Origin of the sequence: Pseudomonas sp. Irchel s3h17 (genome assembly GCF_900187505.1) — a bacterium.
GTDB lineage: Bacteria > Pseudomonadota > Gammaproteobacteria > Pseudomonadales > Pseudomonadaceae > Aquipseudomonas.
This window is the reverse complement of record NZ_FYDL01000001.1, coordinates 102,653-116,562: the sequence shown is the minus strand read 5'-3', so window position 1 is coordinate 116,562 and position 13,910 is coordinate 102,653. Positions and strand designations below refer to the sequence as shown.

General features: G+C 63.3%; 11 protein-coding genes. 4 read left to right on the top strand and 7 right to left on the bottom strand.

All coding sequences use genetic code 11. The annotated features are described in order from the left end of the window. Window positions 1-57: 57 nt before the first annotated feature. Window positions 58-1,749, top strand: coding sequence for a polyurethanase (locus tag CKW25_RS00550; protein WP_095077085.1), 1,692 nt, complete (start codon window positions 58-60; stop codon window positions 1,747-1,749). 98 nt (window positions 1,750-1,847) lie between these two features. Then, window positions 1,848-3,701, top strand: coding sequence for a polyurethanase (locus CKW25_RS00545; RefSeq protein ID WP_095077084.1), 1,854 nt, complete (start codon window positions 1,848-1,850; stop codon window positions 3,699-3,701). A 47-nt stretch (window positions 3,702-3,748) separates the two neighbouring features. On the opposite strand, the gene CKW25_RS00540 is transcribed toward CKW25_RS00545, so the two are convergent. Then, entirely contained in the window at window positions 3,749-4,147 is a 399-nt protein-coding gene (locus tag CKW25_RS00540; protein ID WP_256577907.1) for a hypothetical protein, read from the bottom strand. A 214-nt stretch (window positions 4,148-4,361) separates the two neighbouring features. Continuing rightward, a complete protein-coding gene (locus tag CKW25_RS00535) occupies window positions 4,362-4,586 on the bottom strand; it encodes a YgdI/YgdR family lipoprotein (protein ID WP_095077083.1) in 225 nt (74 codons plus the stop codon). A gap of 230 nt (window positions 4,587-4,816) precedes the next feature. On the opposite strand from CKW25_RS00535, the gene CKW25_RS00530 reads away from it, so the two are divergent. Continuing rightward, entirely contained in the window at window positions 4,817-6,505 is a 1,689-nt protein-coding gene (locus tag CKW25_RS00530) for a VRR-NUC domain-containing protein (protein WP_095077352.1), read from the top strand. Then, on the top strand, window positions 6,502-8,766 hold the full coding sequence (locus tag CKW25_RS00525; RefSeq protein WP_095077082.1) for an ATP-dependent DNA helicase: 2,265 nt from the start codon (window positions 6,502-6,504) through the stop codon (window positions 8,764-8,766). The genes CKW25_RS00530 and CKW25_RS00525 overlap by 4 nt, the downstream gene beginning before the upstream one ends. Here the strand turns inward: CKW25_RS00525 and CKW25_RS00520 are convergent. From CKW25_RS00520 to CKW25_RS00500, 5 genes are all read right to left on the bottom strand, one after another. Then, a complete protein-coding gene (locus tag CKW25_RS00520; RefSeq protein WP_095077081.1) occupies window positions 8,731-9,255 on the bottom strand; it encodes a GNAT family N-acetyltransferase in 525 nt (174 codons plus the stop codon). The two genes, CKW25_RS00525 and CKW25_RS00520, sit on opposite strands and share 36 nt — an antisense overlap. A 140-nt stretch (window positions 9,256-9,395) precedes the next feature. Then, window positions 9,396-9,758, bottom strand: a complete 363-nt coding sequence (locus CKW25_RS00515; protein WP_095077080.1) for a cupin domain-containing protein — start codon at window positions 9,756-9,758, stop codon at window positions 9,396-9,398. Window positions 9,759-9,792: 34 nt separating this feature from the next. Then, entirely contained in the window at window positions 9,793-11,187 is a 1,395-nt protein-coding gene (locus CKW25_RS00510) for an FAD-binding oxidoreductase (protein WP_095077079.1), read from the bottom strand. 19 nt (window positions 11,188-11,206) lie between these two features. Further along, the gene (locus tag CKW25_RS00505; protein ID WP_095077078.1) at window positions 11,207-12,496 is read right to left on the bottom strand and encodes a glycosyltransferase; all 1,290 of its coding nucleotides are present in this window, start codon (window positions 12,494-12,496) and stop codon (window positions 11,207-11,209) included. Window positions 12,497-12,595: 99 nt separating this feature from the next. Next, complete coding sequence (locus CKW25_RS00500; RefSeq protein ID WP_095077077.1) at window positions 12,596-13,528, bottom strand: GntR family transcriptional regulator; 933 nt, start codon at window positions 13,526-13,528, stop codon at window positions 12,596-12,598. Between the last annotated feature and the right edge of the window lie 382 nt (window positions 13,529-13,910).

Genomic DNA, 13,910 nt, shown 5'->3' with positions numbered 1-13,910 from the left:
TGGCCGCCTCACGCGCACAACCGCAACACGCCCCCGCACTGACCAAGAGGCAAGACCATGGGTGTTTTTGATTACAGGAACTTCAGCGGCGAGGCCAGGGCGCTGTACAGCGACGCCATCGCCTTGACCCTCTATGCCTACACGCCGACCGGCCAGCCGCTGGCGTCCGGCTGGACGCCGGTCACGGCCGGGCAATTGGGTTACCAGGGCACCGTGGGTGCCCAGGGTACGTTCTTTGGCGAGCAGCCCGGTTTCACCAGCGCCGAAGCCGAGGTGCTGGCCAGGTACGACGGGGCGGGCAAGCTGCTCGGCCTGGGCATTGCGTTTCGCGGCACCGGCGGCCTGGGGTACAGCGACACCTACGGCGACATGCAGAACAACCTGCTGGCGGCCGTCGGGCCCACGGATTACGCGAAGAACTACGCCAAGAGTGCGTTCGACACCTTGCTCAAGGACGTTGCCGCGTTCGCCACCAGCCAGGGCCTCAGTGCCAGGGACGTGCTGATCAGCGGCCACAGCCTGGGCGGCCTGGGCGTCAACAGTGTCGCCGAGCTGAGCCGTGACCATTGGGGCGGCTTCTACGAGGACGCCAACTATGTGTCCTTTGCCTCGCCGACCCAAAGCTCGCCCGGTACCCAGGTGCTGAACATCGGCTATGAAAACGACCCGGTGTTCCGTGTACTGGATGGCACCACCTTCACCGCTTCGTCGCTGTACAAGCACGACCAGCCCCAGGCGTCGGCGACCAATAACCTGGTCAACTTCAACGACCATTACGCCTCCACCCAGATGACCCCGTTCAGCATCGCCAACCCGTCACACTGGGCGGCCCACGGTTCACTGGGCTATGCCGATGGCCTCAACCGGGTGATCGACTCGGCGTTCTACGACCTCACCCACAAGGACTCGACGATCTTCGTCTCGACCCTGTCCGAGAGCGTCCGTGGCAGCACCTGGATCGAAGACCTGGGCCGCAGTGGTGAAGCCCACACCGGCAGCACCTTCATCATCGGTACCGACAGCAACGACCTGTTGCGTGGCGGCAAGGGCAATGACTTCCTGGAAGGACGCGACGGCAACGACAGCTTCCGTGATGGTGGTGGCTACAACATCCTGCTCGGTGGCCAGGGGCACAACCTGCTGGAACTGCAACAGCCCCTGCAGAACTTCAACCTGGCCCATGACGGCGATGGCACCTTGTACCTGCGCGACAGCTACGGCGGCATCAGCCTGACCCGGGACATCGACGCGCTGGTAAGCAAGGAGTCCGGCGCCCTGTGGGGGCTGTTCAACAAGGACGTCAGCTACAACGTCACCGACCGGGGCTTGCTCAGTGACACCGGCCTGATCGCTTACAACCACTCGTTCGAGGGTGATGCCTACGCTAATTCGCTGGTGGCCAGCGCCGACGGCGACTGGCTGTTCGGTCTGTCGGGCAACGACCACCTGCAAAGCGACAAGCAGCAGGTGACCTTCGTCGGCGGCGAGGGCAATGACGTCATGTCGGCCAGTGGCGCCAACAACACCTACCTGTTCAGCGGTGCGTTCGGCTTCGACGCCATCAACGGTTACCAGGGCGGCGACACGCTGGTGTTCATGGGCGTGCAGGGCGCGGGGCAGGGCTACGACTACAGCCAGCATGTCTCGCAATCGGGCAGCGACACGCTGCTCAAGGTCGGCGACTACGCGGTAACGCTGGTGGGCGTTGGCCTGGACAACCTGTCAGGCGCGGGGATCGTATTTGCGTAAACGCATCACCAGGTAATACGCGGGAACGTCCCGCCCAGCGGGGCGTTCCGGCTGCGTGAGCTATCTCTGACAATTCCAACAACGAGAGAGGCAATACCATGGCTGTCTATGACTACAAAGACTTCACCGCATCAGCATCCAAGGCGTTGTTCAGCGACGCGATGGCGATCGCACTGTACGCCTATCACAACCTCGATAACGGTTTTGCCACGGGCTATCAGCACAACGGTTTCGGCCTCGGGCTGCCGGCCACACTGGTCACTGCGCTGATCGGCGGCACGGATTCGCAAGGGGCGATTCCGGGTATCCCATGGAACCCCGATTCGGAAAAAGCCGCGCTGGAGGCGGTGCAACAGGCCGGCTGGACCCCGATCACCGCCACGCAGTTGGGCTACGACGGCAAGGTCGACGGGCGTGGCACCTTTTTCGGCGAGAAGCCCGGCTACACCAGTGCCCAGGTGGAGATCCTCGGCAAGTACGACGCCCAGGGTCAACTCACGGAAATCGGCATCGCCTTCCGTGGCACCAGCGGCCCGCGGGAGTCGCTGATCAGCGATTCCATTGGCGACGCGATCAATGACCTGCTGGCGGCGCTGGGCCCTGAGGACTACGCGAAAAACTACGTCGGCGAAGCCTTTGGTTCATTGCTCCAGGACGTGGCCGCCTTTGCCGCCGCCCATGGCCTGAGCGGCCAGGATGTGCTGGTCAGCGGCCACAGCCTGGGCGGGCTGGCGGTCAACAGCCTGGCCGACCTGAGCAGCGACCACTGGAACGGCTTCTACCAGGACGCCAACTACATCGCCTACGCGTCACCGACCCAGAGCAGCACCGACAAGGTGCTGAACATTGGCTACGAAAACGACCCGGTGTTCCGCGCGCTGGACGGTTCCGACTTCAACCTGGCGTCAGTGGGTGTCCACGACACGCCTCAGGATTCGGCGACCAACAACATCGTCAACTTCAACGATCACTATGCGTCGACGGCCTGGAACCTGTTGCCGTACTCCATCCTCAACATCCCGACCTGGATTTCCCACCTGCCCACGGCCTACGGCGACGGCATGACCCGGGTGCTGGACTCAGTGTTCTACGACCTCACGAGCAAGGACTCGACCCTGATCGTCGCCAACCTGTCGGATCCGGCACGCAGCACCACCTGGGTGCAGGATCTCAACCGCAACGCCGAAACCCACACAGGCAGCACCTTCATCATCGGCAGCGACGGCAACGACCTGATCCAGGGCGGCCAGGGCACTGACTACCTTGACGGAGGCGCCGGCAACGACACCTTCCGCGATGCCGGCGGCTACAACATCATCGAGGGGGGCGCGGGCAACAACAGCCTGGACCTGCAGCAGTCAGTGAAAAACTTCAGCTTCGCCAACGACGGCGCGGGCGCCTTGTATATCCGCGATGCCAATGGCGGCATCAGCATCACCCGCGATGTCGGCAGCCTGAGCAGCAAGGAGCCGGGGTTCCTGTGGGGGCTGTTCAAGGACGACGTGGTTCACCGGGTCACCGACACCGGCCTGCTCTCGGACAAGAGCCTGATGCACTACGCCTCCTCAGTGAGGGGTGATGGCGGCGCCAACACCCTCACGGCGCACACCGGTGGCGACTGGTTGTTCGGGCAGGACGGCGACGATCATCTGATCGGAGGACAGGGTAACGACGTGTTGATTGGTGGCGGCGGCAACGATCTGCTGGCGGCGGGCGGTGGCAGCAACAGTTTTGTGTTCAGTGGCGACTTTGGTCACGACCGCATCCTCGGCTTCCAGGGCAGTGACACCCTGGTGTTTCTCGGGGTCGCGGGCGTGGGGCAGGGGGATCCACTGCAGGGTCATGCCACCGCGGTGGGTGCCGACACGCTGCTGACCTTCGGCAACGACTCGGTGACCCTGGTCGGGGTGGCCCTGGACCACCTGAACAGCACCAGCCTGGTGATCGCCTGAGGTAAGTAAGCCCGGCGTGCGGTAACGCGCGCCGGGCCGATCAAGGCTTACTTGTAGTGAATCACGATGCCTTTGAGTTTGCGTCCCTGAATGGACTGGATATCCCGGTCCCACAGCGGGCCGCTGACGTAGGCCGACACCGGCTGGATCCGGTCGTACACCACCACCACGGCATCACCGCCCATCGCGGCGGCTTCGGTGCGCAGCTTCTGTTCGATCTCGGTCACCGGCGGTGGCGGCTCGACACTGACGTCGACAATCACTTCACCCACCCGGACATGGGGCCGCGTGGGTTCGACGCGCAGCACTTGCACCGACTCGGGCAGGGTGGGCGCAAAGTGCTCGCCGCCCACGTATTGGGTGGAACTGGCGTTGATGCTGGCGCAGGCACTGAGGCCGAAAACGGTCAGGGCAATGGCCAACACTTTGATACCCCGCACCGGCAGTGCGAAGTCCTTGAGGCTCAGGGGCAGTTGATGGATGCTCAAGCGGATACTCCTTTCTGGGGTTCGGCCATCAGGCTGTCGACGCTCAAAAGCATAGACACAATGGGCTGACCGGCCAGACAGGACGTGGATTTTTATCCGCTATGCACCCGGTAACGGCGCCGGGACATGCTCACGGGTGGCCCCGACCCCTTGCTGGTCATGCGGCAGGCGATCATTTTTCCTTGCGGATGGTGGCGACCTCGTCGGCCCTGACCCTGATCACGGTGCCGGAAATGTCCTCGAACTCGAAGAAACCGTCTTTGGTGTGGGTGTCGGGCATGTCCTTGGTCACATATTGCGTGCCGTTCTGCAGGGTCACGACAGTGGGGGTCGAGCAGCCCGACAGCGCCAGCAACGCCACGACAGCAAACGACAACCCCTGAATCCGGATGTTCATGGCAAATCCTCTCGTTGAAAAAAACCATCATCGTCGCGATGCCCGGGCACCGGGCCGAATACCACAGGCCGTTGGTCGCGCCTAACCCTGGAAAGCTCTGTCAGCCCCTGAAAGAAACGCCCAGTACCTCAATCAAGCGTAAACCCTGTGAGAGGTGCTCAAGTGTTCGAATGACCGCCATTGATCTTTTTCCGTTTGCCAGCACCCATGCCGGGCTGTTATCTGTATGCATGACCAGTATCGGCACGGCATGGCGCTCTCTATCTGTGACACTCAATCCGCTCGATGATCCCTTCTACTACCTGAACAACTTTCAGCGAGTGCTTTCCTGGCTCGAGCAACGCTATGCCGACGTGCTCAACGGACAGGAGCAGCAGTTCATCGTTGATTTCGGCCGCTTGCCCCGTGCCTCCCAGGCATTGCTGGTGCGGATGGTCATGCGCAAGGGGCTGCATTTTCGCCTCGGCAAGTTGCAGTATCCCGAGATCGGCGACAGTGCCGACGCCGTCGAACCTTTGCTGGCGCTTGGCTGGGTGGACGAACGGGCGCCGCTGTCGATCGACGACCTGTTCGAGGTGCTGCTCAAGCCGGAGATTGTCCAGTGCTTTGGTGTGCTCATCGAACAACCCAAGGCGAAAAAGCCGCAGTGGCTGGCGGCATTGCGTGAACGCTTCGACGAACCCCGGACGTTCAATGACTGGTACCCGGCACTGGATGACCGGCTATTGAGCCTGACCATCATGGACCTGGCCGACCGCTTGCGCCTGATGTTCTTTGGCAACCTGTACCAGGACTGGTCGGAGTTCGTGCTGGCCGATCTGGGCATCTTCACCTACGAGAACGTCGAGTTCTGTGCCGAATCCCGTGGTTTGCGCAGCCGCGACGACCTGGAGGCCTACCTCTATCTGCACCAGTGCCAGCAGCGCTTTGAAGCCGGCGAGGATGTCACACGGGTGGCCGAACAGATCCACGCGCTGCAAACGGCCAACCCCTGGCTTGAGCAACGGCGCGGCAAGTTGCTGTTCCAGCTAGGGCAACACTGTGAGCGAATGGCCGATTGGCCGGCGGCGCTGGCGATCTATCGCCAGTGCCGGTATGCCGGGGCCCGCTTGCGGCTGATCCGGGTGCTGGAGCGGTGCGCCGAGTTTCAATTGGCGCTGGAGCTGGCAAGCCACGCCGAGCAGGCACCGGAGAGTGCCGCCGAGCACCAGCAACTGCTGCGGGTACTGCCCAGGTTGCGGCGCAAACTGGGCGGGCCGCCCGCATCACGGAGCAAGGCGCGGGAGGTCGAGCGCCTGGACCTGACCCTGGAGCGGGTCGAGCCGGCCCTGTCGGTGGAGTGTCTTGTCCAGGCTCATCTGGATGATCCCCGTGGGCCGGTGCATTACGTCGAAAACAGCCTGGTCAATTCGTTGTTCGGGCTGCTGTGCTGGCCGGCGATATTCGCGCCGTTGCCCGGGGCGTTTTTTCACCCGTTCCAGCGCGGGCCGGCGGACTTGCTCAGCGAAGACTTCCATGCCCGGCGTGCCGACCTGTTCCAGGCCTGCCTGGCAGAACTGGCGGACGGGCGTTACGTCGCGACCATCCGCCAGCGTTTCCATGACAAATACTCGGTGCAGTCGCCCTTCGTGTTTTGGGCGGTGCTGACCGAGGCGTTGCTGGAACAGGCCCTGGCCTGCCTGCCCGCCGAGCACCTGAAACTCTGGTTCGAACGCCTGCTGCAGGACATCAAGGCCAACCGCGCGGGCATGCCGGACCTGATCCAGTTCTGGCCGCAGCAGAAAACCTACCGGATGATCGAGGTCAAGGGCCCGGGGGATCGCCTGCAAGACAATCAACTGCGCTGGCTGGAGTTCTGCCGCGAGCACCAGATGCCCGTCACCGTCTGCTATGTGCAATGGGCGGGACCTGAAGGGTGAGCTATGGCATTGCGGTGCGTGCCCTGTGTGAATTTACCGCCAAGACCGGTGATCTGGACCTGCGGTTTACCCCGTCACCCACGGCGCTGGAAGGCATCGTCGGTCATCGCACCGTGGCCTCGCGGCGCAGTGCGTCCTATCAGAACGAAGTCGCGCTGCAAGGCCAGTACCGGCAGTTGACCGTCAGGGGCCGGGCGGACGGCTACGACCCCGGGCAGAATCGCCTCGAAGAAATCAAGACCTACCGGGGTGAGCTGGAGCGCATGCCGGCCAATTACCGACAGCTGCATTGGGCGCAAGCGAAAATCTACGGCTGGTTGATGTGCCAGAAGCTGCAATTGGCTCATATCAACCTGGCCCTGGTGTATTTCGACATTGTCGGCGAGCAGGAAACCAGCCTGGTGGAAACCTGGAGCGCCACGGCGCTGGAGGACTTCTTCAACCTGCACTGCGGGTTATTCCTGCACTGGGCCGAGCAGGAAATAGCCCATCGCGATGCGCGCAATCAAGGCGCACAGACACTGCTTTTTCCGCACCCGGACTTCCGGCCCGGGCAGCGCCACCTGGCGGAATCGGTGTTCAAGGCCGTCAGCACCGGGCGTTGCCTGATGGCCCAGGCCACCACCGGCATCGGCAAGACCCTGGGCACCCTGTTCCCGATACTCAAGGCCTGGGTGCCCCAGCAGCTGGACAAGGTGTTCTTTCTCACGGCCAAGACACCGGGACGCAAACTGGCGCTGGATGCCGCGCAAGTGCTGGTGGACAGCGGCGATGGCTTGCCGTTGCGCGTGCTGGAGATGGTTGCCCGCGACAAGGCCTGCGAGCACCTGGACAAAGCCTGTCATGGCGAGTCCTGCCCATTGGCCCATGGCTTCTATGACCGCTTGCCGGCGGCGCGGGCGGCGGCGAGCAAGGTCACGCTGCTCGATCAGGCCGCGCTGCGCGAGATTGCCCTTGAGCACCAGGTCTGCCCGTATTACCTGAGCCAGGAAATGGCCCGTTGGGCCGACCTGGTGGTTGCCGACTACAACTACTATTTCGACTTCAGCGCGTTGCTGTTCGGCCTGGCCCAGGCCAGCCAGTGGAGGGTTGCGGTGCTGGTGGACGAAGCCCATAACCTGGTGGAGCGCGGCCGCCAGATGTACAGCGCCAGCCTCGATCAAGCGACCCTCGACAGTGTGCGCAAAACCGCGCCCGAGGCATTGAAAAAGAGCCTGCAGCGGGTCAACCGCGAGTGGAACGCGCTGCACAAGGAGCAGGTCGCACCCTATCAGGCGTACGCCAGCGTGCCGGACAAGCTGCTGCAAACGCTCGCGTCCTGTACCGCGGCCATCGGTGATTACCTGAACGAACATCCCCAGGGGCTGGATGGTGCCTTGCAAGGCTTTTACTTCGACGCGTTGCAATTCAACCGGGTGGCCGAACTCTTCGATGAGCAGTTCCTGTTCGACATCAGCCAGCGTCAAGCCAGGGGCAAGCGCAGCCTGTCCCAGCTGTGCCTGCGCAACGTGGTGCCGGCCGGGTTCATTCGTCCACGGCTGACGGCGGCGCGCAGTGTGGTGATGTTTTCCGCGACCCTGGACCCGCAACGCTACTACACCGACATGCTGGGTCTGCCGCCGGGCACGGTATGGGTCGAGGTCGAATCGCCGTTTCGCGCCGAGCAACTCAAGGTGCGGATCGTCAGCCAGATCTCCACCCGCTTCGTACACCGCCAGGCCTCCCTCGGGCCGATTGTCGAGCTGATGGCCCACCAGTTCATGGCGCGTCCCGGCAATTACCTGGCGTTTTTCAGCAGCTTCGATTACCTGCAACAGGTGCAGCAACTGCTCGCCGAACAGTGGCCGCAGATCACCCAGTGGGCACAGTCGCGGGGTATGGACGAGACGCAGCGCCAGGCCTTCCTCGACCGGTTCACCACCCGTAGCCAGGGCATCGGCTTTGCCGTATTGGGCGGCGCCTTTGGCGAAGGTATCGACTTGCCGGGGGCGCGGCTGATCGGTGCCTTCATCGCGACCCTGGGGCTGGCCCAACTGAACCCGGTCAACGAGCAACTCAAGCAGCGCATGGCCGTGTTATTCGGTGCCGGCTACGACTACACCTACCTGTTTCCCGGGGTGCAGAAGGTGGTGCAAGCCGCCGGGCGAGTGATCCGTACCCAGCAGGACCAGGGGGTGGTGATGCTGATCGATGATCGGTTCGGCGAGCCCAAGGTCCAGCAGTTGCTACCGCGCTGGTGGTCGGTCGACGGTCGGCGCTGAGGCCCATTGAAACTCGAACAGGGTACAGGGGTAACCGTCGATAGACCGTTGCTGGCGAGTGAAATCACCTCCCGTCAGCTGCGGGATGACCCTGGCCCAGAACGCCCGGGCCGGCAGGTTGGCGTCGACGTGGATGATCTGCCAGTGCCCGGGCAACTGATCGAGCAGGGCCGCCACCGCATAGGCTGCGACCCCGCGACCGCGATAGTGGCGGGCGACGAAGAAATAACCGATGTTGTACTCGACGCCCTCGCTGCGCGCCTCGTCATCCACGGTGACGAAGCCGGCCAGGTCACCGTCCACCTTGATCAGGAATGCCCGGGTCGATGGCTTGTGCCAGTAGTCGAGCTGGGGCTGCAGGTTGAACAGCCCATGGCGACCGAACTTCAGCGGTAGCCACTCACTGAAGTCGTACAGGTAGAACTGCATCAGGTTTTCGATGCACTCCAGTTCATCCCGCTGTGCGCGGTGCAGTTCAATGCTGGCCATGGTGCGCGACTCCTGATTGCGACCTTGTCTATGACCTTAGTCTCCTGTCTCGCACATGCTGTTCCTTTCTGACGGTGTCTGTTGCCGTCATGCGGCGTTGCCTGACAACAACAGCCACTCGTCGTAGGAGGAACAGGGCTCTAGCGCAAAATCACGTAGACCTTCCTCACGTCCGTGAGGTTTTCCCAGGTGCCCTCGAAACCGGCGGCCACCACGAAAGTACTGCCGGCCTCGAAGGTGCTGCTGTTGCCGGCGCTGTCGGTCAGGCGTACCTGGCCTTCGAGCAGATGGCACAGCTCGTCGTAATCGCAGTGGCACCGTTCCTTGTGCGGGCCGGCTTCCCAGACCCCGGCCGTGAGCTGCTTGTCTTCATTGCTGAAGTGCCGCCAGGTGATGCTCTGGTATGGCTTTTCGACGATCTGCGGGTCGCTGACTTCCTGGATCAGCGCTTTGGTCGGTTGCGTGGCGAAGTCAGTGACGAACGCGGGTTGTTGGCGATGCATGAGACGCTCCTTGTAACGCAGTTCGCTTGGCTGTTCAGGAGTCGAAACCGACCCCGAAGGCATCCAGGGTTTTCAGGAACAGGTTGCGTTGGCCGCTGCGGTCTTCATGGGCCAGGCCGCGTTGCGCCAGGCGCACGCCAATGAAGCGCAAGGGTTCGGGCGGAAAGCGCACCGGGGCGCGGTTAAGCATGTCCAGGCAAGTGCGATGGCTGTCCTGGCCGTCCAGCAGGTCCAGCATCGTCGCGCCGGCAAAGCGGCTGGCAGCGATGCCCTGGCCAGTGAAACCCATGGCGTAGGCCACGCGGCGGTCGTGGGTGGTGCCGGTGAACATCGTCGTGCGCGCGGACGAGTCGATGACGCCGCCCCAGGCGTGGCTGAAGCTCACGTCGGCCAAGGCCGGGAAGGTCTGCTGAAACTGCTCGGCCAGGCGCACAAAGGTTTCCGGGCGCTGGGTCAGGCCTTCGTCCAGTTTGCTGGCAAACGGGTAGATGGCGTCGAAGCCGCCCCACAGGATGCGGTTGTCGGCGGTTTTGCGCAGGTAGTGGAACTGGTTGCCGGAGTCGGCAATGCCATGGCGCCGGTCCCAGCCAATGGCCTGTAACTGCGCCTGGGACAACGGCTCGGTGGTCAGGGCGTAGTCGTAGATCGGAATGACCGTGGTGCGCAATGCGGGCAACAGCGATGGGAACACGTTGGTGGCCAGCGCGACCCGGGGGGCCTGGACGCTGCCGTAGCCGGTGTGCAGCAGCACGCCGTTGCCGAGGGCTTGCAGGCGGGTGACCGGCGAGTGTTCGAACAGGTCCACGCCGTGCTCGATGCAGGCCCGGCGCAACTCGCGAACCATCTTCGCCGGGTTGAGCAGCGCGTAATTGGGTTCGTACAAACCGGCGCTGTACAGTGGCGAGTCCAGGTATGCCTTGAGTGCCGATCCTTCCAGCCAGGTGCAGTCGATGCCGTGGCGCCGGTACTTCTGCTCAAGCGCGCGCAAGCCCTCGACTTGCCACGGGGTGGTGGCCACGTTGAGTTTGCCGGGGCGTTCGAATTCGACCTCCAGGCCCAACCGCAGGATGTCCTGCGCCAGTTCATCGAGATTGTCGCGACCCAGGCGAATCAGGGTCTCGGCTTCCCTGGGCCAGCGCTTCAGAGCGTTGGACACGCCATGGGAAATGCTCGGTGCGCAGAACCCGCCACTCCTGCCGCTGGCCGAGGTGCCACAGGTGCGGCCCTCCAGCAGGACGATACGCCCGGTGGGCATCCGTTGCCGGGCCAGCAGTGCGGTCCACAGGCCGGTGAACCCCCCGCCGACGATCACCAGGTCGGCGTGGATGTCGCCGGTCTGCCGTTCGCACGCCTGGACCGGCGTGTCGGTGTCCAGCCAATACGGCCTGGGGATCGTGTGCTTGAGGCTGTGCAGGGCGGATGGGCGCATGACGGACTCTTTTTCGTGGCTATGACGAGGGGGTAGGCAACGCCAGGATCGCCCGCGCGGCGAGCTCGGTGCCGCGGGTCGCCTGCATGGCCGCGCTGATCGCGGCAAGGCGCTGCTGCATCGAGGTGTCGTTGAGCAGTTGCTCTAGGGTGGCGGGCAGGGCGGCCAGCGGATCGGCGAAGCGCGGCAGGTAGCGACCGATACCGACTTCTTCGCCGCGCACCGCATTGTCGTGGCCGTCCCAGCAGTAGGGAATGATCACCGAGGGCAAGCCAAAGAACAGGGCTTCGCAGAAACTGTTGTTGCCGCCGTGGTGAATGAACAACTGGCACTCCTTGAGCACCGCCGGCTGTGGGAACCAGCTGTCCAGGTAGATGTTGTCCGGGACCTCGGTGTAGGTCTCGCGGTAGGCGCCGACGTTGATCAGGAAGCGATAGGGCAAGGTTTCCAGGGTGGCGATCAGGCGCTTGATCATCCGGGTATCGGCCGCGCCCAGGCTGCCGAAGCTGACGTAGATCAGCGGCGCGTCGTTGTGCCGCGGAAAGTCAGGCACGATGTACGGCGCTTCGCGGCGCACACACCCGTCGAGGTACAGGTAGCGTTGCGGGTCCAGCGGTTGTTCGCGCTCGTAGCGTACCGGGGTCGGCGACAGCAACAGGTTGAGCCAGGGCGAGTCCATCAGGAACTGGCCTGGTGGGCAGCGCGCGGTGTCGTGGCTGGCGAGAAAGCGCGAGAAGCGCTCATGGGCCGGGGCGACAGCGTTCTGGTAGTGCTCGACAAAGACCTGGCACGCCACCCTGTCGCCCTGGCTGCAACCGGACAGGTAGGGGGGCACGGCGCGGTCCGGCAACTCGGTTTCGGCACAGGAGACCATGCGCACCCACGGGCAACCGGCATTGGCAATCGCCGGGAACATCACCACGTTGTCCAGCACGATCGCGTCCGGCTTGAGCCGGGCCAGCAATTGTTGCAGGGGCTTCTCGGCCTCGATGGCCGTGTCGATGATGGCTTCCCAGGCCGGCGCCACGTAGCTGTCGATCTGGGCCAGCGGGGTCTGGTCGAAGTAGGGGATGTTGCGCTCGATGAAGCGCTCCCAGTAATGCTGATGCTCGGCCGCCGACAGCGGGTTGGCCTCGGGAATCGGGTACTCGGCAAAGCCGTACTCGGCGAAGATCCCCTGGAAATGCCCGTGACAGATAAACACCGGCCGGGCACCCAGCTCACGCAGCGCCTGAGCGATACCGATGCAGTTCAGGGCCGCGCCAAAACTGGCTTCGGGGAACAGGGCGATCAGTTTTTCTTTGTGCATGGCATGGGACCGTCTGCAGCGGGTTGCCCCCGCTTTTCTTGAAGGTGTTTTTGATGCTGTCTTATTTCATGAAAAAAAGCACCACAATTTTTCCGGGGTTCAACCCCGCCCGAAAGGATGGCGATGGGGGATGCCACGGTTGGCGGTTTGTGGGCGTTGCGCCGCGGACAGCCGCAGGTGCAGGCGCATCAGGTCGGCCGCGATCTCCATCTGCCCCCGTTCGATCTGGGCAATGATGTGCAGGTGCTCACGCAGGGCTTCGTGCAGGCGGTGCACGCTGACACTCGGCAGCAGGTTGGGCAGGCGGCGCAGGCTTTGGTGCTGGAGCAGGGCATCGCTGACGAAACGGTTGCCGCAACTTTGGCCGATCAGTTCGTGAAAGCTGATGTCCAGTTCGCGAAACTGCTGGAGGTCGAAGTCCTCGACCGGTGTCGCCAGCAGGGTTTCCATGCCCGTGCGCAGCAGTGTCAGGCGTTGCGGGTCGGCATTGAAGTGGGGGCTGAGCAGGGCCTCGGGTTCCAGGATCAGGCGGAACTTCAGGCTTTCGTCCAGGGCCGCGAGGCTGTTGAGTGACGGGCGGAACAGCCAGGACTGGCCGGGGCCGCGCTCGATGGCCTGGCTTTCGCTCAGTTGGGCCAGGGCTTTCTGGGCCGCGGGGCGGCCGATGTCGTAGCGGCGCATCAGTTCACTGATGCTGATGCTGTCACCCAGGCGCCCGGCCATGCGGTCGCGCAGTACCGAGGTGGCCAGTTCTTCTTCGGCGGCCTGGGGCAGGGCGCTGTTGAAGGGCTGGCCGGCGGGCGGGGCAACCAGGCGATAGCCCTTGCCCGCTTCATGGCTGAGCAGGTTTTCTTCGTGCAGGACTTTCAATGCCCCGCGCACCAGGGTGCGCGACACCTGGAAGGTACGGGCCAGGGCTTGCTCGGAAACCGGGTCGCCAGGCATCACTCCCGTCTCCTGCGTGTGCTCGAGAATGCGCCGGGCCAGTTCCAGGTGATTGGTGCGGGGTTTCTTTTCGATTGTCGTGCTCAAGGGGTTCTTCTCTGGTCGTGATGCCGCTCAATTGGCAGTGAACGCCCGTGGCGAGGGAGCTTGCTCCCGCTGGGGTGCGAAGCAGCCCTGATAAGGCGCTTGCGGTCTTTCAAAGAGACCTCGGCAACCTTTTTGGGGCTGCTGCACAGCCCAGCGGGAGCAAGCTCCCTCGCCACGGGTGTTCCGCGCTTCGACCGAACTGCATGACTTCTTTTGTCGGTCACTGCGCATTCATGCACGGATCTTATGTCATGGGCAGCCTGTCAGTCAGGCGCGAGAAAATTATTGACATCCTGCTATGCTGGTCCTAATTATTAAAAAAATACACCGCAAGCCGTTTCTTATTTTTTGCCGCACTGCCTTCGAACACAACAATAACAGT